Source organism: Mangrovimicrobium sediminis, from assembly GCF_004745945.1.
Lineage (GTDB): Bacteria > Pseudomonadota > Gammaproteobacteria > Pseudomonadales > Halieaceae > Mangrovimicrobium > Mangrovimicrobium sediminis.
In genome coordinates this window covers 58,738-83,101 of sequence record NZ_SRLE01000012.1, presented here as the reverse complement: position 1 = coordinate 83,101, position 24,364 = coordinate 58,738, and the positions used below count along the sequence as shown (strand labels likewise).

22 protein-coding genes are annotated in these 24,364 nt (G+C 67.5%); 14 read left to right on the top strand and 8 right to left on the bottom strand.

The features are described 5' to 3' along the window. Positions 1-13: 13 nt before the first annotated feature. From E4634_RS16690 to E4634_RS16680, 3 genes are all read left to right on the top strand, one after another. On the top strand, positions 14-1,480 hold the full coding sequence (locus E4634_RS16690; RefSeq protein WP_135445796.1) for a protein adenylyltransferase SelO: 1,467 nt from the start codon (positions 14-16) through the stop codon (positions 1,478-1,480). Positions 1,481-1,633: 153 nt separating this feature from the next. Next, positions 1,634-1,972: a YegP family protein gene (locus E4634_RS16685; RefSeq protein WP_135445795.1), complete on the top strand. Its 339-nt coding sequence runs from the start codon at positions 1,634-1,636 to the stop codon at positions 1,970-1,972. A gap of 91 nt (positions 1,973-2,063) precedes the next feature. After that, a complete protein-coding gene (locus E4634_RS16680; protein ID WP_135445794.1) occupies positions 2,064-3,695 on the top strand; it encodes a tRNA-dihydrouridine synthase in 1,632 nt (543 codons plus the stop codon). Between the two features lie 7 nt (positions 3,696-3,702). Here E4634_RS16680 and E4634_RS16675 read toward each other — a convergent pair whose 3' ends face one another. After that, positions 3,703-4,062: a rhodanese-like domain-containing protein gene (locus tag E4634_RS16675; protein ID WP_135445793.1), complete on the bottom strand. Its 360-nt coding sequence runs from the start codon at positions 4,060-4,062 to the stop codon at positions 3,703-3,705. Positions 4,063-4,240: 178 nt separating this feature from the next. Here E4634_RS16675 and nhaA point away from each other — a divergent pair, with 178 nt between their 5' ends. From nhaA to E4634_RS16650, 5 genes are all read left to right on the top strand, one after another. Next, the gene (gene nhaA / locus E4634_RS16670) at positions 4,241-5,593 is read left to right on the top strand and encodes a Na+/H+ antiporter NhaA (protein WP_135445792.1); all 1,353 of its coding nucleotides are present in this window, start codon (positions 4,241-4,243) and stop codon (positions 5,591-5,593) included. A gap of 204 nt (positions 5,594-5,797) precedes the next feature. Next, the gene (locus E4634_RS16665; protein ID WP_135445791.1) at positions 5,798-6,415 is read left to right on the top strand and encodes a hypothetical protein; all 618 of its coding nucleotides are present in this window, start codon (positions 5,798-5,800) and stop codon (positions 6,413-6,415) included. Positions 6,416-6,601: 186 nt separating this feature from the next. After that, positions 6,602-7,093: a (2Fe-2S)-binding protein gene (locus tag E4634_RS16660; RefSeq protein ID WP_135445790.1), complete on the top strand. Its 492-nt coding sequence runs from the start codon at positions 6,602-6,604 to the stop codon at positions 7,091-7,093. Further along, on the top strand, positions 7,090-9,243 hold the full coding sequence (locus tag E4634_RS16655; RefSeq protein ID WP_135445789.1) for a xanthine dehydrogenase family protein molybdopterin-binding subunit: 2,154 nt from the start codon (positions 7,090-7,092) through the stop codon (positions 9,241-9,243). Before E4634_RS16660 ends, E4634_RS16655 begins: the two co-directional genes overlap by 4 nt. Before the next feature lie 22 nt (positions 9,244-9,265). After that, positions 9,266-9,802 (top strand): GNAT family N-acetyltransferase, encoded by a 537-nt coding sequence (locus E4634_RS16650; RefSeq protein WP_135445788.1) that lies wholly within the window; start codon positions 9,266-9,268, stop codon positions 9,800-9,802. Here E4634_RS16650 and E4634_RS16645 read toward each other — a convergent pair. The 5 genes from E4634_RS16645 to E4634_RS22015 all read right to left on the bottom strand — a co-directional run bounded on the left by E4634_RS16645 (position 9,762) and on the right by E4634_RS22015 (position 13,925). Then, positions 9,762-10,844 carry an alpha/beta hydrolase gene (locus E4634_RS16645; RefSeq protein ID WP_167854951.1) on the bottom strand — a complete coding sequence of 361 codons (1,083 nt, stop codon included), beginning with the start codon at positions 10,842-10,844 and terminating at the stop codon, positions 9,762-9,764. The two genes, E4634_RS16650 and E4634_RS16645, sit on opposite strands and share 41 nt — an antisense overlap. After that, a complete protein-coding gene (locus E4634_RS16640) occupies positions 10,831-11,790 on the bottom strand; it encodes a lysophospholipid acyltransferase family protein (protein WP_135445786.1) in 960 nt (319 codons plus the stop codon). The genes E4634_RS16645 and E4634_RS16640 overlap by 14 nt, the downstream gene beginning before the upstream one ends. After that, a complete protein-coding gene (locus tag E4634_RS16635) occupies positions 11,787-12,488 on the bottom strand; it encodes a hypothetical protein (protein WP_135445785.1) in 702 nt (233 codons plus the stop codon). The genes E4634_RS16640 and E4634_RS16635 overlap by 4 nt, the downstream gene beginning before the upstream one ends. After that, on the bottom strand, positions 12,485-13,684 hold the full coding sequence (locus E4634_RS16630) for a hypothetical protein (RefSeq protein ID WP_135445784.1): 1,200 nt from the start codon (positions 13,682-13,684) through the stop codon (positions 12,485-12,487). Before E4634_RS16630 ends, E4634_RS16635 begins: the two co-directional genes overlap by 4 nt. A 112-nt stretch (positions 13,685-13,796) precedes the next feature. Continuing rightward, positions 13,797-13,925 carry a hypothetical protein gene (locus tag E4634_RS22015; RefSeq protein WP_276606633.1) on the bottom strand — a complete coding sequence of 43 codons (129 nt, stop codon included), beginning with the start codon at positions 13,923-13,925 and terminating at the stop codon, positions 13,797-13,799. Positions 13,926-14,245: 320 nt separating this feature from the next. Here E4634_RS22015 and E4634_RS16625 point away from each other — a divergent pair, with 320 nt between their 5' ends. Together E4634_RS16625 and lysM are read left to right on the top strand one after the other, a co-directional pair. Further along, positions 14,246-15,262 (top strand): M20/M25/M40 family metallo-hydrolase, encoded by a 1,017-nt coding sequence (locus tag E4634_RS16625; protein ID WP_135445783.1) that lies wholly within the window; start codon positions 14,246-14,248, stop codon positions 15,260-15,262. A 93-nt stretch (positions 15,263-15,355) separates the two neighbouring features. Then, positions 15,356-15,850, top strand: a complete 495-nt coding sequence (lysM, locus tag E4634_RS16620; protein ID WP_135445782.1) for a peptidoglycan-binding protein LysM — start codon at positions 15,356-15,358, stop codon at positions 15,848-15,850. Positions 15,851-16,150: 300 nt separating this feature from the next. Here lysM and E4634_RS16615 read toward each other — a convergent pair whose 3' ends face one another. Further along, complete coding sequence (locus E4634_RS16615; RefSeq protein ID WP_135445781.1) at positions 16,151-17,626, bottom strand: mannitol dehydrogenase family protein; 1,476 nt, start codon at positions 17,624-17,626, stop codon at positions 16,151-16,153. Further along, on the bottom strand, positions 17,623-19,044 hold the full coding sequence (gene uxaC / locus E4634_RS16610; protein ID WP_135445780.1) for a glucuronate isomerase: 1,422 nt from the start codon (positions 19,042-19,044) through the stop codon (positions 17,623-17,625). Before uxaC ends, E4634_RS16615 begins: the two co-directional genes overlap by 4 nt. A gap of 347 nt (positions 19,045-19,391) precedes the next feature. Here uxaC and E4634_RS16605 point away from each other — a divergent pair, with 347 nt between their 5' ends. Genes E4634_RS16605 through E4634_RS16590 form a run of 4 tightly spaced genes read left to right on the top strand, consistent with a single transcriptional unit; the run spans position 19,392 to position 24,364 of the window. Beyond that, positions 19,392-20,381: a TRAP transporter substrate-binding protein gene (locus E4634_RS16605; RefSeq protein WP_135445779.1), complete on the top strand. Its 990-nt coding sequence runs from the start codon at positions 19,392-19,394 to the stop codon at positions 20,379-20,381. A 3-nt stretch (positions 20,382-20,384) separates the two neighbouring features. After that, positions 20,385-20,873, top strand: a complete 489-nt coding sequence (locus E4634_RS16600) for a TRAP transporter small permease (protein ID WP_240725227.1) — start codon at positions 20,385-20,387, stop codon at positions 20,871-20,873. A 6-nt stretch (positions 20,874-20,879) separates the two neighbouring features. After that, entirely contained in the window at positions 20,880-22,178 is a 1,299-nt protein-coding gene (locus tag E4634_RS16595) for a TRAP transporter large permease (RefSeq protein WP_135445778.1), read from the top strand. 32 nt (positions 22,179-22,210) lie between these two features. Further along, on the top strand, positions 22,211-24,364 hold the full coding sequence (locus E4634_RS16590; protein ID WP_206046922.1) for a hypothetical protein: 2,154 nt from the start codon (positions 22,211-22,213) through the stop codon (positions 24,362-24,364).

The window sequence follows — 24,364 nt, the reverse complement described above, 5'->3', positions numbered from 1 at the left end:
ACAGTCTACCAGCATGGGTCCCATTGCATTCGACAACAGTTTCGCCCGCCTGCCGGCGACATTCTACACCCGCCAGGAGGCGACGCCGGTGGAGCGCCCCAGTGGCATCCGCGTCAATCGCCCACTGGCGAAAGCACTGGGTATCGACCCGGACTGGCTGGCCAGCGCCGAGGGCGTGGCCACGGTGGCCGGCAACCACCTGCCGCCGGGGGCCGAACCGCTGGCCGCGGTGTACGCCGGTCACCAGTTCGGCAGCTATAACCCGCAGCTGGGCGACGGCCGCGCGCTGCTGCTCGGTGAGGTGGTGGACGCCGACGGCCGGCGCTTCGATATCCAGCTCAAGGGCGCCGGGCCGACCCCCTACTCGCGCGGCGGCGACGGCCGCTCGCCGCTGGGCCCGGTGCTGCGCGAGTACATCGTCAGCGAGGCGATGCACGCCCTCGGCGTACCCACTACCCGCGCCCTGGCCGCGGTGAGCACCGGCGAGCCGGTAGTGCGCAACCAGTTCCACCCGGGCGCGGTACTGGCGCGGGTGGCCTCCAGCCATATCCGCATCGGCACCTTCCAGTTCTTCAGCGCGCGCGGCGACCACGACGCCCTGCGCCTGCTGGTCCACCACTGCCTGGTGCGCCACTACCCGCAGCGCGCGGATGACGACAACCCGGCGCTGGCCCTGCTCGAGAGCGTGATCGCGGCGCAGGCCGCGCTGATCCCGCAGTGGCAGGCGCTGGGTTTCATCCACGGCGTGATGAACACCGACAACATGCTGATCTGCGGCGAGACTATCGACTACGGCCCCTGCGCCTTCATGGACGAGTACGACGCGCAGAAGGTGTTCAGCTCCATCGACCAGGGCGGCCGCTACGCCTTCCGCAACCAGCCGAGCATCGGCCACTGGAACCTGCTGTGCCTGGCCCAGGCCCTGCTGCCGATACTCGACGGGGACGAGGCCGCCGCGGTGGCGCTGGCGCAGCCCGCGGTCGACCGCTACCCGGAACTGTTCCAGGCCGCCCACGCCCAGCGCCTGGCAGACAAGTTCGGCTTCACCGAAATCCTCGAGGACGACCGGCCGCTGGTCGACGCATGGTTCCAGTTGCTGACCGATCACGCGCTGGACTTCACTCTGGCCTTTCGCCGCCTGCGCGATCTCGCCGCCGGCGAGGACGGCGTGGCGCAGCTGCTCACGCTGCCGCCGGCCGCCGACGACTGGCTGGCGCGCTGGCGCGAGCGACTGGCGCGCGACTACCTGGATGCCGACACCCGGCGCGCGCGCATGACCCGCGCCAACCCGGTGTTCATCCCGCGCAACCACCTGGTCGAGGCGGCGATACGCGCCGCCGAGGACAACGGCGATTTCAGCCCCTTCCATGCCCTCGTCGAGCGCACCGCGAAACCCTTCGACTACGACCCGGACGACGCCGGCTTCGCCATGCCGCCACGCCCCGAGGAAGTCGTCACCAAGACCTTCTGCGGCACCTGATAGCGCCGCGCACCCGCGCTTGGCCCGATCGGGCCACACCGACTATAGGCGATCACCGTATTAAAACTTGGCGCTGCGCCGGGCACGGACTAGGCTGTAGCAACGGCTGCCCAGGTGGCCTGCACTAACAAGACACTACCGCGGAGAGAAACCATGCCGGGACATTTTGAGCTGAAAGCCGCGAAGGGCGGCCAATTCTTTTTCAACCTGGTCGCCACCAACGGCCAGACCATCCTCAGCAGCCAGATGTACAAGAGCAAGAAGACGGCCAAGGCGGGCATCGCCTCGGTGCAGGCCAATTGCAAGGACGACACGCGCTACGAGACCAAGCAGTCGACCAACGGCAAGGCGTTCTTCGTGCTCAAGGCGAAAAACCACCAGGTGATCGGCAAGAGCCAGATGTACGAGTCCGATGCCGCCTGCAAGGGAGGCATCAAGTCGGTCAAGAACAACGGTGACACCGCCAAGCTCAAGGACGAAACCGCCGCCTGATCCTTCCCTTCCCCGCGGCGCGTTCGTGCATCGCGCCGCGGGCGCAGTATAATCCCGCCTGATTTCCGCCAGTCACCCAACGGGTCCCGCCGTGAGCACAGCATTCTTTCACAAGCGCCTGACCGCGCCCTTTACCATTCCCTCGGGTATCGTCAGCACCGCCGTCCCGATCATCCAGTACATCTTCGACAACGTCCCGGAAGTGGGCGTGCTGACCACCAAGAGTATCGGTCTGGAGCCGCGCCTGGGCTACCGCGAGCCGGTGCTCAGCCAGTACGCGCCGGGTTGCTTCGTCAACGCCGTGGGGCTGACCAACCCCGGCGCACGGGCCGCCGCCGAGAGCATGGCCCAGTTAAAGGTGCCGGAGGACCGCTTCCTGCTCACCTCGATCTTCGGCGGCAGCGTGGCTGAATTCGTGGAAGTGGCGAAGATCCTGGCGCCGGTCTCCGACGGCCTGGAGCTCAACCTGTCCTGCCCCCACGCCAAGGGCTACGGCATGGCCATGGGCCAGGACCCGGACATGGTGCGCGAGATCGTCGCCGCAGTGAAAGCGGTGGTCGACATCCCGGTAATTCCCAAGCTCACCCCCAACACGCCGGATATCGGCAGCATCGCGCGCGCCGCCGAGGCCGGCGGCGCCGACGGCTTCTGCGCCATCAATACCGTGGGGCCGGGCTATACCTCGGCCCACGGCCAGCCGGTGCTGTCCAACGGCGCCGGCGGCATGTCCGGCAAGGGTGTGCTGCCGATCGGCCTGAAGTGCGTGCGCGAGGTGCGCGCGGCCAGCGGACTGCCGATCATCGGCTGCGGCGGGGCCTCCTCGGCGGATGACGTGCGCGCCTACCGCGACGCCGGCGCCAACGTGGTCGGCATCGGCTCCGCCCTGGTCGGCATGACCAGCGAGGAGATCGCCACCTACTTCCGCACCCTGGCCGCGGACCTCGAGGGCGGCAGCGACCGCGCCGGCGAGCAGGTCTACTACGACGTCGACATGCGCTTCGCGCCGGTCACCCTGGCCGCCAACCAGCGCGTGTGCGAGGACATCACCGTGCTGCGCTTCGACCGCCGCATCAACATCCAGGCCGGCGAATTTATTTTCCTGTGGATTCCGGGCCTGGGCGAGAAGCCCTTCTCCGCACTCACCGACGACCCTTTCTCCCTGGCGGTGATCGACGTCGGCGAGTTCACCCACGCCCTGATGGACCTGCCGGTGGGCACCGAGTGCTACGTGCGCGGCCCACACGGCATCCCGGTGGACCCGCCGGAGGACGCGCGCATTGTCGCGGTGGCCGGCGGCACCGGCCTCGCCGCGGTGTACCAGATCGCACGGGATTTCGGCAACGCGACCATCTTCGCCGGTGCGCGCAGTGCCGAGCGCCTGTACTTCCTGGATGAGTGCCGCCAGGTCGCCGATGTACAGGTGGCCACCGACGACGGCAGCGAGGGCTTTCACGGGGTGGTCACCGAGCTCCTGCGCCAGCACCTGGCGGCGCTGTCAGCCGACGAGCGGGCGAAGCTGGTGTTCTACAACTGCGGGCCGGCGCCCATGGTGCGCGCGGCGGAGGTGGTGCAGCGTGAATTCTGCGCGCCGCGCCAGATCTTCAGCTCGATCGACTACCTGACCAAGTGCGGCGTGGGCATCTGCGGCGCCTGCGCGGCGCCGGACGGGCGCCGCCTGTGCGTGGACGGCCCGTTCCTCGCCGCTGACAGCGCGCCGGCCTGAACCGGCGTCAGTCGCCGAACAGTTCCTGCTCTTCCTTCACCCGGGCCACCGGACAGGTGACCACGGCGACCTGGGTGTAGCCCAGCTTCTGCAACTGCTGGGCGGCCAGGGTGGCGCGCCCGCCGGTCGCGCAGTGGACGTACAGCGGGTGATCGGCATCGGAGACCACTTCCGGCAGCTTCATTTCCAGGATGCCGCGAGGAATGTGCAGCGAGCGCGGCGCCGCGAGGTTGTGCACCTCCACCAATTCACGCACGTCGATGATGGTGCCGCCGTTGTCCTTGATCTCGGCCAGGGCGGTGGCGGCATCGACGCAGCGCAGGTGGGCGCGCGCCTCGGCGACGAGATCGCTGACTGATTTCAACATCGCAGTTCCTCCTTCGGGATACGGCAGCGCCGCGCGGTTTCGCGGCGCGCGCCTACCATAAGCCAGATCGGCAGCTCGCGTAAACGCAGCGCGGCAGTCAGGTTTGCGCAGGATCATGCCCGGGTTACACTCAGCGGCCCACCCGCTGCGTAACCTGTCCGCAAAGGAGTCAAACCGTATGGCCAAGGGCATCTACCACGCCCCCTGGGAAAAAGCCTTTGACCGCCTGCTGAGCCCGCTGGAAGAGTTCATCCATCGCCAGACCACCAGCGGTATCCTGCTGATGATCTGCGCGGTGATCGCCCTGGTGATCGCCAACAGTCCGCTGCACGACAGCTACGAGCACTTCCTGCACGAGGAATTCGCCCTGCGCTTCGGCAGCCACGAGTTCAGCCTGTCCATCCACCACTGGATCAACGAGGCGCTGATGGCGATGTTCTTCTTCGTCATGGGGCTGGAACTCAAGCGCGAGTTGCTGGTGGGCGAATTGTCCTCACCCAGCCAGGCGCTGCTGCCGATCTTCGCCGCCCTCGGCGGCATGTTGCTGCCGGCACTGGGCTATTACATCTTCAACCCCAGCGGGCCCGAGGCCGCGGGCTGGGGCGTACCGATGGCCACCGACATCGCCTTCGCCATCGGCGCGCTGAGCCTGCTCGGTTCGCGGGTGCCGAAGAGCCTGATCACCTTCCTTATCGCCCTGGCCATCGTCGATGACCTCGGCGCGGTGGCGGTCATCGCCCTGTTCTACACCGCAGACCTCGACCTGGTGGCGCTGGGCTATGCGCTGCTGATGACCCTGGCGCTGGTCGCCCTGAACCTCGGCGGTGTGCGCCGGCCCCTGCCCTATGTGTTTATTGGCGTCCTGTTGTGGGCGGCGATGCTGGCCAGCGGCATCCACGCCACCATCGCCGGCATCGTGGTCGCCTTCGTCATTCCCATCCGGCCCAAATTCCACCCGGCCACCTTCATCGAGCGCATCAAGGACACCACCCGCGAGATGCAGAAGTCGGTGGAGCTGGACCCGGACATCATCCACAACAACCGCCTGCGCGCCCTGGTCATGTCGCTGGGCAACGGTACGCGCCTGACCCAGGCGCCGGCGCAACGCCTGGAGCACTTCATGCACCTGCCGGTCGCGTACCTGGTGATTCCCATATTCGCGCTGGCCAACGCCGGCATCCCGATCAATTTCGGCGATTTCGGCGCGGTACTCACCGACCAGATCACCCTCGGCGTGGTCTGCGGCCTGCTGCTCGGCAAGCCGCTGGGTATCGCCGGGTTTACCTGGCTCGCCGTGGTACTGGGTGTGGCGAAGCTGCCCAGCGGCCTGGGCATGCGGCATATTTTCGGCGTGGGGCTGATTGGCGGGATCGGCTTCACCATGTCCATCTTCATCGCCGACCTCGGTTTCAGCGGCAATGCCGAACACCTGCTCGCCGCCAAGACCGGCATCCTGCTGGCCTCGGCGCTGGCCGGCTTCGGTGGCTTCTTCTGGTTGATGCTGGCTACCGGGGCACGACGGGGCGCCTGAAGCCGTGCTCCAGCCGAACGAGCCACGCGTCAGCTGAACGCTGGCGCAGCCCCGTTCCCTGAAAAACGGCCCGGAAATTTCCCAATAATAGAGAGGTGTGGTATTTTTTGGGAGCGTCCCAGCGACGCATACAATGAGATCGGGGCAAGCTGGCGCGCGGAAGGCATCGGGCACCGGCGGCACAAGACCAACAGGGGAACACACATGAATAAGAATTGGATAGCGGCCTGTGGCGCCGCCGCACTCGTATTTGCAACCGCCACTGCTCAGGCCGCAGTGATGTATTTCTCGCCCGCTGGCTCGGGGACTTTCAGCCAGAACGACGACGTCTACTGGGACATGCAGTCCTCCGCCATCGGCACCAGCAGCGTGGGCGGGATCGGCGAATTCTACCTCACCGACCACGGCGACTTTCACTTCAGCTCGCCGGGCGACATGGCGATCATCTCCGGCACGGAAGGCGGCATGGTCTTCGCGCCCGGCGCAGCCATTGGCCCCTCAAGCGACTGGGACACGGAAAATTCCGACAACGAATACGTGGGCACCACCGACTACGACGGTGTCCTTAGCACGGGCCAGACCGGTATCTTCGGCGTGCGCTTCCAGATAGGCGGCGAGTGGCACTACGGCTGGGTGAGCATCACCGAAGGCTCGAGCAACCAGACCATCAACGGCTGGGCCTACGAGTCCACCCCGAATACCCCCATCGCCGCCGGAGCCGGGGCTGTCGTCGAAGAGGTACCTGCCCTGCCCCTGGCCGGCCTGCTGCTCACCTCGCTGGGCGTGTTCGGCCTCGGCGCGAGGCGTCTGCGCCGCGCCTGAGCCGGCAATAGCAGCACCGCCAAGCCCGCCCTCAACCGGCGGGCTTTTTTGTGCGCGCTGCCTTCGCACACAAGCGCCGACGTTTTCGCGCACCGCAGCGGAAGTGCCAGCGATCGCCGGCATTGTCCTGACAGCGACTCGGCGAAGGCGGTATCATCAGGCTAACCCGTTTCCCGGAACTCTCGCGTGCAACCCGTCACCTATGAACTGCTGTTGAACGGCCGCAGCCGACAGGTCACTGTCGAAGAAGACACCCCGCTGTTGTGGGTGCTGCGCGACCTGCTCGGCCTCACCGGCACCAAGTTCGGCTGCGGCATGGGCCTGTGCGGCGCCTGCACGGTACACCTGGACGGCACCCCCGCGCGCAGCTGCCTGCTGCCGATTGCGGCGGTAGCCGGACGCGCCATCACCACCATCGAGGGCCTGGCCCAGGACGGCCAGCACCCGCTGCAGCGCGCCTGGGTCTCCGAGGGCGTGCCCCAGTGCGGCTACTGCCAGTCCGGCCAGATCATGACCGCCGCCGCCCTGCTCGCCGACCAGGGCCAACCCAGCGACGCGGACATCGACAGCGCCATGTCCGGCATCCTGTGCCGCTGCGGCACCTACGACCGCATCCGCCGGGCGATCCGCCGCGCCGCCGTGGAGTTGTGGGAACCGGACGGGGAAGCCGGCCAATGAGCCTCACCCGACGCGCGTTCATCCGCAACCTGTCCGCGACCGGGGGCGGCCTGTGCCTGGGCTTCACCCTGCACTCCCGCGCGCAGGGTCCGGACGAGTTGCGCCCCAACGCTTTCCTGCGCATCAGCCCCACCGGCGCCATCGCCCTGCAGATCCACAAGGCGGAGATGGGACAGGGCGTGGTTACCGGTTTTTGCACCGTGGTGGCTGAGGAACTGGGCGTCCTTCCCGAGGCCATCGACTTCCAGTTCGCTCCGGTCGACCCGGCCTTCAAGGACCCGGATTTCCACATGCAGATCACCGGCGGCAGCACCTCGCTGCGGGTGAACTACACGATGCTGCGCCGCACCGGCGCCAGTGCGCGGGACATGCTATTGCGCGCCGCAAGCGCGCGCAGTGGCAAACCGTACGCGGCGCTGGCCTGCGTGGAGGGCCGGGTGCGCGACACCGACGGCGGCGTCGACTTCAGCTTCGCGGAACTGGCCGACGAGGCGGCCGGCTTCCCGGTGCCTGAGGATCCGCCGCTCAAGGCCGCGGCAGACTTTACCCTGGTCGGTCGCTTCGACGACCGCCTGGACAGCGCGAGCAAGGTCGACGGCAGCGCGCGCTACGGCATCGATGCGGGTCCGCCGGGCGTGCCCTTGGCCGTCATGGTGCGGCCGCCGGTGGCCCACGGCCGGATGACCGGTTTCAGCGCGGACGCGGCGCGGGCCATGCCCGGCGTACTCGCGGTGGTCGCGGTGGATGGCGGCGTGGCCGTCGTCGCCGGCAACTACTGGCGCGCGCGCAAGGCGGCCGAGGCCGTCGAGGTTCGCTGGGAGGCCAGCTCCTCCGAGCTGGTGGACAGCCAGCGCATCGACGACGCCCTGCGCGCGGCCTTCCGCGACGGGGATTTTCGCGAGGTGCGCGAGGACGGCGCGCCGCCGCCGGAGAACGCCGGTGCGCTGCTGGAGGCCGAGTACTCGGTGCCGTTTCTCGCCCACGCGGCGATGGAGCCGCTCAATTGCACGCTGGTACCGGATGGCGATGGCGCCGAGGTCTGGGTGGGCACCCAGGCGCCGGACCTCGCGCGCAGTTTCGCCGCGCTGGGCCTGGGTATCGATGAAGAGCGCATCGTGGTCCACAACCAGTTCCTCGGCGGCGGCTTCGGCCGCCGCGCGTTCGCCGACAACGTGTTCGAGGCGGCGCAGATCGCCCGCGCCATCGACGGCCCGGTCAAGCTGGTGTGGAGCCGCGAGGACGACACGCGCCACGACTTCTACCGCCCGGCCTCGCGTTCGCAGTTGCGCGCCCGGCTGGACGGCGGCCACGTCTTGGGCTGGGAGCACCGCATCGCCGGGCCCAGCGTCATGCAGTCCGCGGCCGCGTCCATCGCCCCGGGCCTGCTGCCGGGCTGGATTCCGGACGGACTCATTCGCTTCGGCGCCGGCCTGCTCGGCGATCGCGACGGCTCCTCGGTGGAGGGGGCGAAGGAGCTGCCCTACGCCTTCGACCATGTGCGCGTCAGCTACTGCAATGTCGAGACCCCGGTGCGCCTGGGCTTCTGGCGGTCGGTCGGGCACAGTTTCAACGCCTTCGTGGTCGAGTGTTTCGTCGACGAACTGGCCCACGCGGCGGGCGAAGACCCGTTGGCCTTCCGCCGCCGCCACCTGGCGGCCGACAGCCCGCAGCGCCGGGTGCTCGACGCGGTGGCCACGCTGGCCGGCTGGGGCGCGGCGCCCGCCGGCCACTTCCAGGGTGTGGCGGTGCACGCCTCCTTCGAGTCGGTGGTCGCCGAGGTGGTGGAAATTTCCCTGAGCGACGGCCAGCCGAAACTCGAAAAGGTCTACTGCGCGGTGGACTGCGGCACCGCCGTCAACCCGGACATCGTCCGCGCGCAGATGGAAAGCGGCATCGTGTTCGGCCTCACCGCCGCGCTCAAGGGCGAGATCACCTTTGTCGACGGCGCCGTGCAGCAGGGCAATTTCCACGACTACGAGATCCTGCGCATGCACGAGGTGCCGCCCATCGAAGTGGCCATCATCGACTCCGACGCGCCGCCCACCGGCGTTGGCGAACCCGGCACCCCACCCGCCGCCCCGGCACTGGCCAACGCAATCTTCGCCGCCACCGGACAGCGCCTGCGCAGCCTGCCGCTGCGCCTGGCCTGAAGCGTTCGCGAGCAGCCGGCGCATGACACCCACGCTGAGCCTGCGACAGGCCACGCCGGAGGATCGCGAGGCGGTGCGCGAGGCCTACGCCCGCAGTGCCGACCTGCACCGACCCTGGACCTATCCGCCGGCGGACCTGGACAGCTACCTGAGCGATCCGCACCGCTATTTCCTGTGCCCCGACGGGGAGCGCGAACTGCTCGGCACCTTCCACCTCTCGGGTATCGTGCGCGGCTATTTCCAGTCCGCCTACCTCGGCTACGAGGCCTTCGCGCCACACCAGGGCAAGGGTTACATGCGCACTGGCATGTCCCTGCTTATCCGCGAGGCCTTCTCCGTGCTCAAGCTGCACCGGCTCGAAGCCAACATCCAACCGGAGAATACCGCGTCCCTGCGCCTCGCCGCCGGTGCCGGTTTCGTGCGCGAGGGCTTTTCCCGGCACTACCTCAACGTGGGCAATCGCGGCTGGCGCGACCACGAGCGCTGGGCACTGCTCAACGACGCGTGGATGGACCCGATCAGCGACGCGCTGTCTCCGCTGCCGCCAGACGGGCAATAAAGCCGTCGACGACCGCGGCAAAGCGCGGGTCATCGCTGCTGCCACCGTGTTCCGCCTGTGCCAGTTCCACCACGTCTGTCCAGGGCGCGGCGAGTGCGGACTGCGCCAACTCCCGGCCGAACCGCGGCGGCGTGACCCTGTCGCGCCCCCCGACCAGGAACAGCACAGGGCAGGCTATGGTCGCCAGTTGCCGCGTGTTGCTCACCGTGCGCAGGGGCGGGGCGATATCCACGTCGACCAGGGCCCGGGCATACCAGGGCACGTTGGCGTCCACCCAGGCCTGGATGTCCGGCGCTGTTGAATCGAGGATCAGACCATCCACCGGGTAGCTGGCGGCGATTTCGCTGGCGACGAAGCCGCCGATGGAAAAACCGTAGACCACGATGCGCGTGCCGCGCACCGCATCCAGGCCGGTCACGTGCTCGAAAAAGCGCTGCGCCGCCGCGCGCAGCTCCTCGATGCGCGTTTCCCCGGCGCTGCCGCCCATGCCGGGATAGTCCATTGCGAACAGGTTCCGCCCTGGCGCGAGCAGCTTTTCGCTCTCGGTGACATCGGGTATGAGATGAAAGCCGTTGCCGCCGAACAGCAGCAGGGTGGTGTCCGGGTCCTCGGCGAGGAACGCCGCGACCTGCAGCGCCGGCGGGTCGAGGCGGTAGAGGACGAAGCGGTGCCCCGGCTGGCGCTGCCGCAATGCCTCGGCATCGAATCCCCGCACCGCCTCGGTGTATTCCAGCCCCCCGGGCGGGTAGGCGGGGCCGACATCCCAGCGATCACCTCGCTGTTGCACGTACTCGTCCCGCGCCAGTTGCGCCAGTTCCCGCTCCACGTCGGCCAACGGATAGGCGGCCTCCTGCGCGAGTTGTGCGGAGGTCGCCGGCCCGTGCAGGGCCACCCGGTACAGCAGTTCCTGGCGGCGGTCCTGCAGCATCATCGCCTCGTCGATATGCACGGTGGTACAGCCCGCAAGCAGGGCCGCCAGCAGCGCCAGCGCAGCCAGGCACCCGCCCCGCAGCCGGCGCCCACAACACTCAATGTTCGGCATACAAGATCTCCTCGCGGGTTTCGATACCCAGGTGACGTCCCAACTGACCTGCCAGCCGGCGCAGCGCGCCGGGACCATCCACTTGCGCAAGGCCCGCGTCCAGGCGGCCGCGCAGCTGCGACAGGTACACCCAGTGCGCCGGGGCGCGCCGCAGCTGCCCCTCCAGCGCATGCAACAGGCGGGAGGTCTGGCGATAGATATCGTAGTCGTCGTCCCCGGTCACCTGCATGAAATACGGCTGCTCGAAACGGATACTCACCCGGCCGCTGTCGCTGCTCTCCACATACCCGTGCACGATGAGCGCCCCCGATTTGAGGGCAAGGAAGGCGGTGCCCGACATGGCGTAGGTCAGCTGGGAGAGAAAGGGTACCAGCAGGCACTGGCCGTTGACCTCGTAGACGTCCGGCATCATGGTCAGCACCTCGCCGTTGCGCAGCGCCTGTAGGGCGCGGACGCCGCCGCGGCGGTCGTTGAAGATCGGCCTGAAATTATCACAGCTCTTGCGCAGGATCTCGCCGTAGCAGGCGGTACCCGGGTTGCGTTGCGGCGGGTCGTAGAAGGCGTTTACGCGCCGCTCGCTGCCCAGTTCCAGGCACACCTTGAGCAGGCCGAGGGCGAAGGGGCCGTAGTGCGGAGTGACGATCAACAGCGGCCCGCGATGCTCGCGACAGGCTTGCCAGTGCTCGCGGGATTCTATCGCGACATGCGCCTCCACGTGCCGGCGGATACGCGATGCCGGCGCGCGCAACAGGGCCTCGTTGGTCGCCAGCGTCATGCGCCGGGAGAGGAAGAAGCGATACGCCTCCAGCAGGCTGTGCCAGCCAGTGATGCCGAGCAGGGCGAGGTTGTCGCGTAACACCTGCGTCTCCTGCGCCGCGCGCCACAGGTCCGCCGTCGCCAGCGCCCGCTGGTGCAGGTTGCGGCCCGCGCCGATAAAGGCCGTCACTGGCACGCCCTGCCGAGCCGGCTTTTCAGGTCCTGGATCGCGCGCCAGTCACCGCCGCTGCGACCCTCGTTGGCCCGCAGCAGGTGCAGGGCCGCCTCCAGGCGCAGCAGTTGCTGCAGGTCGAACTGGGCCGTGCACTGTCGCGAGCGGCGTCGCAGGTGATCCCGTGCGGGTTCGTCCTCCGCGATTTTCAGCAGCGCACAGCCGTGATCCCGGTAAATCCACTGCTGCACCGCGAGAACATCCAGACCGACCGGCAGTTCCTCCCACTGCATGCGCTCCCCGCGGCGGGTAACGCGCACGGTGCGCGGCCGAAAGCGGGTACACAGGTACAGGGGCAGCGCGGAAAACACATAGGGCTGGCCCGCGCAGTCTACTTCCACGCCGGCGCGCAGGGTCGTGGGGTAGCCCTCCGGGAACACCAGGTAGGCGGTATCGGGCGCGAGGCAACCCTCCGAGCGCACCGTGGCGAGCAGGCTCGCCCGCGAGGTGACACTGACGTCCTCCAGTTCCGCCACGCAGTCGGGCAAGGTCGGCCCATCGACCACCACGACCGCAGTGGATTCGCAGCGCGCCCGGTGAACCAGCGACGCGATATCGCGCAACCAGGGTGCGATGACCAACACCGGTGCCGAGACCTGCAACGGCTGCGCCGCAGGGGGCAGGGGCTGATGGGTATACCTGTCGATATCTTTCATGAACTCCTCCTCTCGGGGTCCGGATGGCGCGGGCGGAAGTAGCCGGCCATCCTGTTCAGGTAAAAAAGCAGTGCCAGCAGCATCAGCGCGGGCAGCGCGAGCAGGCCGGCGAGGTCCAGCAGCACCAGCGCGAGATCAAACGGTCTCGGGGCGACCGGGATTGACTGCCACCACTGCGCCAGTGCCGGCGGCAGGGTCTCGCGGTACAGCGCGATGCGGCCGAGGACGAAAGCGGAGAAGCCGGCGACAAACACCAGGCTGAGCAGCGCATAGGGCAACAGCACGCGCGACGCCTCCCCACCCAGGCTGGCCAGCGGCGCGCGGCCCATCGCCACCCGCAGCAGGCGGCGCAGGGTCTCGCCGACCCGCGCGTGCAGGTTGACCACGCCGGTGAGATCGCTGAGCAGCCAGTAACCGTCGAATTTCAGGAAGGGATTCAGCGTGTGCAACATGGTCACGGTGGTCAGCCAGGACAGCGCCGCGGCCACCGGCCCGCCGCGCATCAGGAGCACGACATCGACCACAGCGAGAAACAGCGCCTGGAAATAGAGTCCGCCCAGGTCGACCCGCGCCCGCGCCCGAGTGGGCAGGCGCCAGGCATCCGTGACCTCGGCGTAAAACACGGGAAAGATCAGGTACAGTCCCACGCCGATGCCACCGATGGCGCCACCCCCGCGGTGGCAGGCGCAGATATGGCCGAGTTCGTGTAGCAACATGCCAACCAGCAATAGCAGCACCGCCAGCAGGGCGTCGCTACCGGGCGGCAGGCGCGCGAGAACGACATCGCCCCACACGGCGACGTGCAGCACCAGGCAGAGCAACAGCAGGCCCGCGACCACCAGCGGCGAAAACAACCAGCCCAGGCGCGGGACGATATGGGCGAGGAACTGCGCGGACAGGATACGGGCGCTGATCACGAAGGGTGTGCGCCGGGGTGTGGTCACCGCGCCATCGAACAGGCTCTGCGGCAGGTGCTGCCGCGCCAGGCGCGCCGCCTCGCGTAGTTCCGCGCTGGCATGGTCATTGCCCGCTCCACGCTCCTGGTGGGCGCGCAGGGTGTCGAGCACGCGCTTGAGGGCTGGCGACACCAGGTAGTTGAGGTGGTCCACCTGTACCAGGTAGCGCGAGGCTTGCGCCCCGCCGTCAAAGGGTACGACGTGCAGTTCGCGCCGCAACCGGGGTATCTCTTCGTCCATGAATATCTCCGTCTTGCCTGCCCGAAACAGCACAGGCACCGGGTGGGGGTTCCTTCCCCCTAAAGGAGGCGGGCCCCTGGCGGGACCCGCACTCCGACGGACGGGCTACGACTCAGTTGACCTCGTAGCCGCAGCGGCTGTACCAGCCCTCCGGTTCGACATCGCTGACCGGGCCGATCACGGCCTCCATCTCGAGCCGCTCTTCCAGTTCTTCCACAGTGAAGATGTTGTCGTTATCCATAACCTTGTCCTCTCGAATGATTGGTGATTGTGAGTTCGAGAGCGACGCCCATGGACCCCAGGGTCCGGCCGGGATGGGCAGGCAGGAAATCCGTTATCCGCACCGCGCCCCTCGTTGGCAGCGATCAAGCTCGTTCCCTCGAACTCGTGGTAAACACTATTATTTCAGTGTCGGAGCGTCAACGAGCAGCTCCGGCCGAATTACATCAATGCAGGGCAGCGGGTATAATTGGGTTATTGCCGCGGGGACTCACCCCGCTCGGCTATCGCTCGACTATCGCTCGACCCTCGCTCGACTCACACTAGATAAGGCCGCGCCCCATGCCTGGATTCCCGCTTCACCGCCACGCGCTGCGCGCGCTGTTTTTGTCCTTCACGATACCCCCCGCGCTGTCCCTTGCGATGTCCTGTGCGCTGCCCCTTGCGCTTAACTTTGCGTTAGCCGCTGTATTAGCCGCGCCAACCGCGGCCGCCGCTCTCACATTCACGCCGCACATCGACCGCGACGCCCTGCTCACGGATATCCGCACGCTCGCCGATGATCGCATGGAGGGGCGCGAAATGGGCACCCGCGGCAACGCCCTGGCCCAGGATTATATCGAGCGGGCACTCGCGGACAGTGGCCTCGCCGCAGTCGGCCGCGGCTGGCGCCACCCCTTCGCCTGCCGCCAGCGCCAGCGCGAACTCGACTGCGCCAACCTCCTCGGCACACTGCCCGGCAGTTCCCCGGAAACTATCGTCGTCAGCGCCCACTTCGACCACCTCGGCGTCGGCGACGGCGATATCTACAATGGCGCAGACGACAACGCCTCGGGCGTAGCTGCAGTCCTCGCCCTCGTCCGCGCCCTGCGCGACTGGACCCCTCGCCACACTATTGTCTTCGCCTTTTTCGATGCGGAGGAGTTCGAGCACCAGGGCGCGACCTGGCTATTGGCAGACCCGGCCCTGGCGCGCAGCGACATACGGCTCAACATCAATCTGGACATGCTCAGCCGCAGCGAGCGCGGCGAGTTGTACGTCGCCGGCACCCACCACTACCCCGGCCTGCTGCCGCTGGTGCAGGCGCCGGCGTCGAGCGCGCCGGTCACCCTGCTGGCCGGCCACGACCGACCGGAACTGGGCGAGGACGACTGGACCGCCGGATCGGACCACCACGCCTTCCACCTGCGCGGCATTCCGTTCCTGTATTTTGGCGTGGAGGACCACCCGGACTACCACCAGCCCAGCGACGAGTTCGCGCGTATCAACCCCGATTTCTATGTCGATGCGGTGCGCACCGTGGCCGCCGCCCTGCTCGCGGCGGACGCCTTCCTGCCCCCCGGGGGCCTGCCCCACTGACCGGGTTGCCCGCGGCCCGATTTCCACTATAGTTGCTATCGACTCGGGGTAGCCCCGCCACCCCCAACACCACTCACCCAGGGAGAACCGACTATGGGCCTGTTCGATTTCATCAAGACCGCCGGCGCGGAAGACCTCGAAAAAACCGTGGAAGTCAGCGCCGAGCGCGTCGACGAATTGCGCCAGCAGGCCATCACCAAGAGCATCGCTGCCCTGGATATCGATGGCGAGAAGGTGAAGGTAGCAGTCAAGGGCGAGGTGGCCACCCTCACCGGTACTTCACCGAGCCAGGAGGCACTGGAGAAAATGGTGCTGTGCGCGGGCAACCAGTACGGTATCGCAAGCGTCGATTGCCAGTTGACGGTGGATGCGCCGGCGGCAGCCCCCGCGGCCGCCGAGGCGCCCGCGGCAGCGACGGCGGAGTCGCGCTTTTACACGGTGAAGTCCGGCGATACGCTGGGCGCCATCGCCAAGGAGTTTTACGGCGACGCCGGCAAATACCCGGTCATCTTCGAGGCCAACAAGCCGATGCTCACCGACCCGAACAAGATCTACCCGGGCCAGACCCTGCGTATTCCCGAGCTGTGAGGCACGGCGCGCAGGCGTAATTCACGGTAATTGCGCCTGTCGCGTTCGCGGCGCCTAATGAGGGGATAAGATGCAGGAGAACCCCTCGACATGGCACGCTTCGGTTCCATCCTCGACCACATCGACGAAATCGTTTGCTCAGCCCTGTTCCTGCTGGCCGCCATCGTGGTGACCGCAGCGGGGCAGCTAGCATAGCGCAACCGCCCCTGCAGGCGGGGTCAGAGCCCTTTTTGGCGCTTATTGACGTGCGTCCGCCGGGGCGGCGACGAGACATCTAAAAAAGTCGTATCTGACCCCGCTTTATGATTCGAGCGCTGTTTTTATAGCGGCGGGTACGCCCTGGCTCACTATGCGATTGTAGTTCTGTTCGACTGCATGAAGGAAATCGGGTTGGCGCCGGGGCAGGTCGCCGAAGACGGCGCTGACAGCCATCGCGGCGCGGCAGGGGTGGTCGCTGCCTGTGATTGCAGCCTGTAGCTGCTCGCGCAGGGGGTCGTCTACCTCGAACGGATGGCCATCGTCGCGGCGGCCCTGCAGGTAGCGGATCCAACCGGCGACGGCCAGGGCCAGGATCGGCGTGGGGTGACCCTGGTCCGCCAGATCGCGGACGCTGGCGAGCCAGCGCTGGGGGATTTTCTGCGAGCCATCCTGGGCGATCTGGTAGGTCCGGTGCATGAGTGCGGGATTCGCGAAACGCTGGGCGAGTTGTGTCTTGTAGTCTTCCAGATCGAATCCTTCGGGCACGCTCAGCGTCGGCTGTGCCTCATCGTCCATGAAGCGCCAGACCAGGCGCGCAAACTGAGCGTCTGCCATCACCTCGTGCACGTGCTCGTGGCCGGCGAGGTAACCGAGATAGGCGATCAGCGAGTGGCTGCCATTGAGCAGGCGCAGTTTCATGGTCTCGAAGGGCGTCACGTCGTTGGTGTAGACCGCACCCACCGCGCGCCAGTCAGGCGCGCCACGCACGAAGTCATCCTCGACCACCCACTGGGCGAAGGGCTCGGTGAATACCGCGGCCGCGTCGTGCACGCCGAGCACCCGTTGCAGGTCCTCCAGGTCGCCTGCGGTGCTCGCCGGCACGATACGATCCACCATGCTGCAGGGGAAACGCGTGTTGGCGGCAAACCAGCCCGCCAGTTGCGGCGCCGCGCGCGCCGCGAAATCCGCCACCACCTTGCGCAGCACGCGACCGTTGTGGGGCAGGTTGTCGCAACTGAGCACGGTGACGCCGGGAGCACCCGCCTGCGCCCGCTGCGCCAGCGCAGCCACCAGGTAGCCCACGGCAGTGAGCGGACCCTGCGGGAAGTGGGCCAGTTCGTGCTGCACGTCCGGGTGTGCCAGGTCCAGCCCGCCGGATGCGCGGTCGTAGTGGTAGCCCTTCTCGGTGATGGTCAGGGTGATTACGCGAATCTCCGGCCGGGCCAGTACCGCCACCAGCGCCGCCGGGTCTTCCGGGGCGACCAGTACTTCACGGATGGCGCCGACCACCCGGTAGCGACTCTGCCCGCCCTCGCGTTCGACGACGGTGTACAGGCCGTCCTGCGGCTGCAGCTGGTCGCGCACCTCCGGCCGGCGCAGGCTGGCGCCGATAATGCCCCAGTCGCCACCGCCTTCGCGGTTGAGCGCCTGCTCGGTATACCAGGCCTGGTGGGCGCGGTGGAATGCGCCCACGCCGAGATGCACGATACCGGGCCGCAACTGCTCGAGCGCGTACTGCGGTCGCGCTACCGCTGCCGGCAGCCGCGCGAGCGCCTGCGTGCAAAGGCGCCCCGTCATAGCCGGTAGGCCCGTTTTGCCAGGTGGTAGCTGAGGTCCGCGGCCAGTTCCTGGGCCTCGTCCTCACCCAGGCGGTGCTCGGCCACCAGCCGCGCCAGGAAGGCGCAGTCCACGCGCCGGGCGACATCGTGGCGCGCCGGAATCGACAGGAAGGCGCGGGTGTCGTCGTTGAAACCCACCGTGTTGTAGAAACCGGCGCTCTCCGTTACCTGCTCACGGTAGCGGCGCATGCCCTCCGGGCTGTCGTGGAACCACCAGGCGGGGCCGAGTTTCAGCGCCGGGTAGTGGCCCGCCAGCGGCGCCAGCTCTCGGCTGTAGCTGGTCTCGTCCAGGGTGAACAGGATCAGGCTGAAGTCCGGCTCGTTGCCGAAGCGCTCGAGTAGCGGGCGCAGGGCGTGCACGTACTCGGTGGCGACGGGGATGTCCGCGCCCTTGTCGCGGCCGAACTGTTCCAACAAAAAGCCGTTGTGATTGCGGTAGCTGCCCGGGTGCAGCTGCATCACCATGCCGTCCTCCAGGCTCATGGCGGCCATCTCGGTGAGCATCTGGGCGCGGAACAGCTCGGCGTCCTGCGCCGTACACTGACCACTGCGCACGCGATCATAAAGCGCGCGCTTGTCGGCGTCGCCGAGGTCCGCCGTGCGCGCGCTGGGATGGCCGTGGTCGGTGGCGGTGGCGCCGCGCCGGCGGAAGTACTCGCGGCGGTTGCGCAGGGCGTTGAGGTAACCGTCGAAGGTCTCTACCGATTCACCAGTGAGTTCCCCCAGTTGCTGCAGGTTGGCGGCAAAGCCGTCGTGTTCCGGATCCAGCACCGGGTCCGGGCGGAAGGTGGTGATCACCCGGCCACCCCAGCCGCTGGCAGCGATGGCGTCGTGGTGGCGCAGGTCGTCCAGCGGCGATTCGGTGGTAGCGAGGACCTCGATATTGAAGCGCTCGAACAGCGCGCGGGGGCGGAAATCGGGTTCCCGCAGGCAGGCGTCGATCCGCTCGTAGTAGTGGTCCGCGCTCGCCGGCGCCAGTTGCTGCTCGAGGCCGAAGACCACGGCGAACACGTGATCCAGCCACAGGCGGCTGGGGGTGCCGCGGAACAGGTAGTAGTGCGCCGCGAAGCTGCGCCACACCTCGCGCGTGTCGTCCTGCACTGGCGCGCCGTCCGCCCGCGGGATGCCCAGTTGTTCCAGGGGCACGCCCTGGCTGTACAACATGCGCAGCAGGTAGTGGTCCGGCTGCACCAGCAGCGCAGCGGGATTGTCGAAGGGCAGGTCGTCGGCAAACCAGCGCGGGTCGGTGTGACCGTGGGGACTGATGATCGGCAGGTCGCACACCGCAGCGTACAGACGCCGGGCGATGTCGCGCTGGCCGCGCTCGGCGGGGAACAGCCGGTCGGGATGCAGGTACAGGGCGGGCGCGGTGCTCATGGCTGTGGATTTCCCCGGGAACGTGGTCGAACGGTTGCTGCAGGCACATCTGGTCAGGCCAATTAAAAAGCTTCCCACACACCCCGTGACAGGTCAACTCGCGACCGGCCACTCACCGGCCAGTTCACCGTCTCGCACTGCATAATGTGTGTATTCGCATTCCCCGGCAAGCGGGTCGCACTACGGCCGCGGGGGTGGCGACGACGTTGAATCCAAGGCGCTGAGTGGTTATAGTGCCGCAACAGGCATGCTGGTAAGGCCAATTTTGCGCCTCCCGCCACCGCCCCGCCGCGGGCGAAACGGCCACCACCACCTGCCGCATAACCATAATCGCATTCGGGTGTTGCATGTTGCGCAGGCATCACAGCTTTTTCCGCTTCGCCGGCGCCCTGCTCGCCTGCCTTGCACTGTGCGCCTGCCACCAGCAGCAACAGGTGGTCGTGCTGAAGATGGCACACGGGCTGGATACCCAGCACCCGGTGCACCAGGCCATGCAGCATATGGCCACGCGCCTGGGAGAGCTCTCCGCAGGCAGCATGCGCATCGACATCTACCCCAACGCCCAGCTCGGCGGCGAGCGCGAGATACTCGAACTGTTGCAGATCGGCAGCCTCGCCCTGACCAAAGTCTCCAGCGGGCCGATGGAGAGCTTCGTCCCCAGCTTCAAGGTATTCAGCATTCCCTACGTATTCCGCGACTACGCCCACCTGTGGCGCGTGCTGCAGGGCGAGGTGGGCCGCGAACTGCTGCAGGCCGGGGACGCGGTGCGCCTGCATGGGCTGGGCTATTACGACGCCGGCAGCCGCAGCTTCTATACCACGGCGGCACCGGTACACAGCCCGGCGGATCTCGCCGGCCTGAAGATCCGCGTGCAGAACAGCATCACCTCGGTGGAGATGGTGCGCGCGCTGGGCGGCGCGGCGACGCCCATTCCCTGGGCGGAGATCTACACGGCCCTGCAGCAGGGCGTGGTCGACGGCGCCGAGAACAACCCGCCGAGCTACTACCTCTCCAAGCACTACGAGGTGGCACCTTATTTTTCGCTCGACGAACACGCCTTCGTACCGGACATCCTGCTGGTCAGCCTCCCGGTGTGGGAAGGGCTGTCGCCGCAACAGCGGCAGTGGCTGCAGCAGGCAGCGGACGACTCGGTGCAGTTGCAGCGCCAGCTGTGGCGCGAATCTACTGCACACGCGCTGGCGCAGCTGCGCGCCGCCGGCGTGACCATCATCGAGCCGGACAAGCGCGCGTTTCGCGCCGCGGTTGCGCCCATGCACGCCAGCTTTCGCGGCACCGCCACCGGCGCGCTGCTGCAGCGCATTGCTGCGGTGGAGTAGACCGTGCCGCGTTCGCCAGTGGTCCGCTACATCGACACCCTGGTCAACGCGGTGCTGATCCTGTGCATGGCCGCGCTGGTGGTGAACATCCTGTGGCAGGTGACCTCGCGTTTCGCCCTCAATGACCCCAGCTCCTACACCGAGGAAATCGCCCGCTTCCTGCTCATCTGGATCGGCCTGCTGGGCGGCTGCTACGCCTACCGCCACAACTCCCACCTGGGCCTGGACCTGCTGACACAGAAACTGTCGCCCGCGGCGCAGCGCCTGGCGGCCCTGTTGATCGACACGGTTACCATCGCCTTCGCCGCGTTGGTGCTGGGCTACGGCGGCGGGCAACTGGTCTGGCTCACGCTGGAGCTGCAGCAGACGTCCGCTGCCCTGGGCATTCCCATGGGCTATGTGTACAGCGTGCTGCCGCTGAGCGGTGCGCTCATGGTGTTCTACTGCCTCGCCCTGCGCGATCGCACGCGCGCGCCGGAACAGGGAAGCTAGGCGGCCGTGGGCATTTCCGCACTGGTCCTGCTGGGCGTGTTCACGCTGCTGCTGTTGCTCAATGCGCCCATCGCCATCGGTATCGCCGCGGCCACCCTCGCCGCCATGCTGTTCACCATGGGTTTCGACGTCGCCGTCACCACCGTGGCCCAGCGCATGGTCAGCGGCATCAACAGCTTCACCATGGTGGCGATACCGCTGTTCATCCTGTCCGGCATTCTCATGGGACGCGGCGGCATCGCCCACCGGTTGATCGAGCTGGCCAAGGCGCTGATCGGCACCCTGCCCGGCGGCCTGGCCCTGGTCAACGTGCTTTCCACCACGCTGTTCGGCGCCATCTCCGGTTCCGCGGTGGCCTCCGCCTCGGCCATGGGCGGCTTCATGGTGCCGGCCATGGAAAAGGAGGGCTACGATCGCAACTTCAGCGCGGCGCTGACCGCCGCCTCCTCCACCGCCGGCCTGCTCATCCCGCCCAGCAACGTGCTGATCATCTACTCGCTGGCCAGCGGCAATGTGTCCATCGCCGCGCTGTTCATCGCAGGCTACGTGCCGGGCATCCTGCTGGCCCTGTCGCTGATGGCCATCGGCGCGTTCTACGCGATACGCCACGGCTACCCGGTGTCCGCGCCCACGCCGGCCCGCGAGACCCTGCGCCGCCTGCTGGACGCCCTGCCCAGCCTGTTGCTCATCGTCATCGTCATCGGCGGCATCGTCAGCGGCATCTTTACCGCCACCGAGGCCAGCGGCATCGCCGTGCTCTACGCGCTGTTCCTGTCGACGGTGGTGTACCGGGAGGTGCGGCCCGCCGAGTTGCCCGGCATCCTGCTGAAGACCGCGGAGACCTCGGCCATCGTGCTGTTCCTGGTCGCCGCCTCCAGCGCGATGTCCTGGATGCTCTCCTACGAAAACATCCCGCAGCAAATGAGCAGCTTTTTCATCGGCCTGTCGGACAACCCGCTGGTGATCCTGATGATCATCACGCTGATCCTGCTGCTGGTCGGCGCGTTTATCGACATCACCCCGGCGATCCTGATTTTCACGCCGATTTTCCTGCCGGTGGTGACCGCCATGGGCATGTCGCCGCTGCACTTCGGCATCGTCATCGTGCTCAACCTGTGTATCGGCATATGCACACCGCCGGTGGGTAGCGTATTGTTTGTCGGCTGCAGTATCGCGCGCTCCAACATGGCCGCCCTGGTGCGGCCGCTGCTGCCGATGTACGTGGCGATGTTCGTCATCCTGCTGTTGATCACCTACGTGCCCGCGCTCAGCGAATGGCTGCCGCGGACTTTCGGCTTGATCTAGCACCCCGTGAAAAACCACAAGGAGAAAGCGCTTTGATTACCCTGTCCCAACGTCGCCACAGCATGCTGGCACCCTTGCGTCGCGCCCTGCCCGGCCTGTGCATGGCGTTGACGCTGCTGGCCGGCGTCGTCCATGCCACTGACACTGCGGTGCAGGAACGCGCTATCGACAGCGCGGGATTCAACTTCGCCGATGCCATGTTCCAGCAACCTTATGTGGATGTCGACGAGTGGCGCGACGTACCTGTTCGCCACCGCTACGTGCACGGCGGCTTCACCGATACCGGCGCGCGCTTCTCCCTGTACTTTCCGCCGGCAAAGCAATACCAGGGCCGCTTCTTCCAGTACATCACCCCGGTGCCGGACAGCGAAAACCTGTCCCAGGGGCAAACCGGCGAGAGCGACAGGATCGGCTTCGCCATCGACAGCGGCGGCTATTTCATCGAGACCAACGGCGGCGGCGCGGTCGCCCCGGGCACCGACCCGACCATAGGCGCGTTTCGCGCCAACGCTGCCACGGCACAGTTCTCGCGACATATCGCGCGGCAGATCTACGGCGGTGAACGTCCCTACGGCTACGCCTTCGGCGGCAGTGGCGGCGCCTTCCGCACCGTGGCCGGCATGGAGAACACCGAGGGCGTGTGGGACGGCGCCGTACCCTACGTGCTCGGCTCGCCCATGGCCCTGCCCAACGTCTTCACCATCCGCACCTACGCCATGCGCGTGCTGGGCGACGACCTGCCGATGATCGCCGACCGCCTCGACGTGGGCGCGGCGGCCAGCCCCTACGACGACCTTACCGCCGAGCAACAGGCCGCCCTGCGCGAGGCCACCCGCATGGGCTTCCCTCCCGCCGGCTGGCAGCTGCACGAGCACCTGGGCCTGCACGCCTTCGCCATCATCTTCCCCATCGTCGGCATGATGGACCCCACCTACTTCGATGACTTCTGGAACCAGCCCGGCTATGAAGGCAAGGATGGCTCGCCCTCGCTCAAGGCCGCCCTGGTCAACAGCGACACCGAGGTCGCCGCGGTACTCGACCTGGCCGGGGCGCAGCGCGCGGGGCTGGATATCAAGACCCTGGCCGGCACCCCCAAGGGCCGCGCCGACGACGCCTGGAGAACCGCCCAGGGTGAAGCCAGCGCGGAACTGCCGGTCGCCCTGCAGCTGAAAGAAGGCTTCGACGGGCGCCTGCTCGGCGCGGACATCACCGTCGCTAGCGGTGCTGCGAAGGACAAGGCGTTTATCGTCACCGACATCCAGCACGGCTACGTGGTGCTCGACGACACCGCCAGCCGGGCTCTCGCCGGCCTCCGGGCCGGTGATAAACTGCACGTGGACAACCGGCGCTTCCTCGCCGTACAGACCTACCACCGCCACCAGGTGCCGGGGCCGGAGTACACGGTATGGGACCAGTTCCGCAATGCGGACGGCGAACCCATCTACCCACAGCGCAACATCCTCGGCCCGCTGATGGCTCGCGGCGCCACCGGTACGCAGATGACCGGCAGTTTCGGCGGCAAGATGATCCTGGTAGAAAACCTGCACGACACCGAGGCCTTCCCTTGGCAGGGCGACTGGTACCGGGGTCAGGTGGAGCAACAACTCGGCGACAAGGCCGCAGACCACTTCCGCATCTGGATGACCGACCACGCCAACCACGGCGACTTTACCGAACAGAAGGAGCCAACCCATACGGTCAGCTACATCGGCGTACTGCAGCAGGCGCTGCGCGACCTCAGCGCCTGGGTGGAGCGCGGCGTCGAGCCCCCGGCGAACACCGACTACCGCCTGGAGGATGGCCAGGTCGTGGTGCCGGCAACCGCCGCGGCGCGCCGTGGTGTGCAGCCGGTGGCGCGGCTGTCCGCCAATGGCGGCGCTCGCGCCGAGGTGGCTGCTGGGCAGGAAGTGACGCTCCGTGCGCTGGTCGATGTACCGCCGGGCACCGGAGAGATCGTCGCCGCGCAGTGGGACCTGGACGGCTCAGGGAACTTCGCCGAGCGCGCCGAACTGCCAGCGGGCGCTCTCCCGCGTAACAGGTTCGAGCTGGAAAAGACCGTGAGCTTCGACAGTCCGGGCACTTATTTCCCGGTACTGCGGGTGGCCAGCCAGCGCAACGGCGATGCGGCGACACCGTTTGCCCGCGTGCAGAACCTCGCCCGCGTGCGCGTGGTAGTCAAAGACTGA

Coding starts and splice junctions, on each gene's coding strand:
- E4634_RS16645 (WP_167854951.1), bottom strand. CDS start 10,844: ATGCCGAACATTGAGTGTTGTGGGCGCCGGCTGCGGGGCGGGTGCCTG.
- E4634_RS16665 (WP_135445791.1), top strand. CDS start 5,798: ATGAATAAGAATTGGATAGCGGCCTGTGGCGCCGCCGCACTCGTATTT.
- E4634_RS16655 (WP_135445789.1), top strand. CDS start 7,090: ATGAGCCTCACCCGACGCGCGTTCATCCGCAACCTGTCCGCGACCGGG.
- E4634_RS16635 (WP_135445785.1), bottom strand. CDS start 12,488: ATGAAAGATATCGACAGGTATACCCATCAGCCCCTGCCCCCTGCGGCG.
- E4634_RS16625 (WP_135445783.1), top strand. CDS start 14,246: ATGCCTGGATTCCCGCTTCACCGCCACGCGCTGCGCGCGCTGTTTTTG.
- E4634_RS16675 (WP_135445793.1), bottom strand. CDS start 4,062: ATGTTGAAATCAGTCAGCGATCTCGTCGCCGAGGCGCGCGCCCACCTG.
- E4634_RS16685 (WP_135445795.1), top strand. CDS start 1,634: ATGCCGGGACATTTTGAGCTGAAAGCCGCGAAGGGCGGCCAATTCTTT.
- lysM (WP_135445782.1), top strand. CDS start 15,356: ATGGGCCTGTTCGATTTCATCAAGACCGCCGGCGCGGAAGACCTCGAA.
- E4634_RS16615 (WP_135445781.1), bottom strand. CDS start 17,626: ATGACGGGGCGCCTTTGCACGCAGGCGCTCGCGCGGCTGCCGGCAGCG.
- E4634_RS22015 (WP_276606633.1), bottom strand. CDS start 13,925: ATGGATAACGACAACATCTTCACTGTGGAAGAACTGGAAGAGCGGCTC.
- nhaA (WP_135445792.1), top strand. CDS start 4,241: ATGGCCAAGGGCATCTACCACGCCCCCTGGGAAAAAGCCTTTGACCGC.
- E4634_RS16690 (WP_135445796.1), top strand. CDS start 14: ATGGGTCCCATTGCATTCGACAACAGTTTCGCCCGCCTGCCGGCGACA.
- uxaC (WP_135445780.1), bottom strand. CDS start 19,044: ATGAGCACCGCGCCCGCCCTGTACCTGCATCCCGACCGGCTGTTCCCC.
- E4634_RS16605 (WP_135445779.1), top strand. CDS start 19,392: ATGTTGCGCAGGCATCACAGCTTTTTCCGCTTCGCCGGCGCCCTGCTC.
- E4634_RS16650 (WP_135445788.1), top strand. CDS start 9,266: ATGACACCCACGCTGAGCCTGCGACAGGCCACGCCGGAGGATCGCGAG.
- E4634_RS16630 (WP_135445784.1), bottom strand. CDS start 13,684: ATGGACGAAGAGATACCCCGGTTGCGGCGCGAACTGCACGTCGTACCC.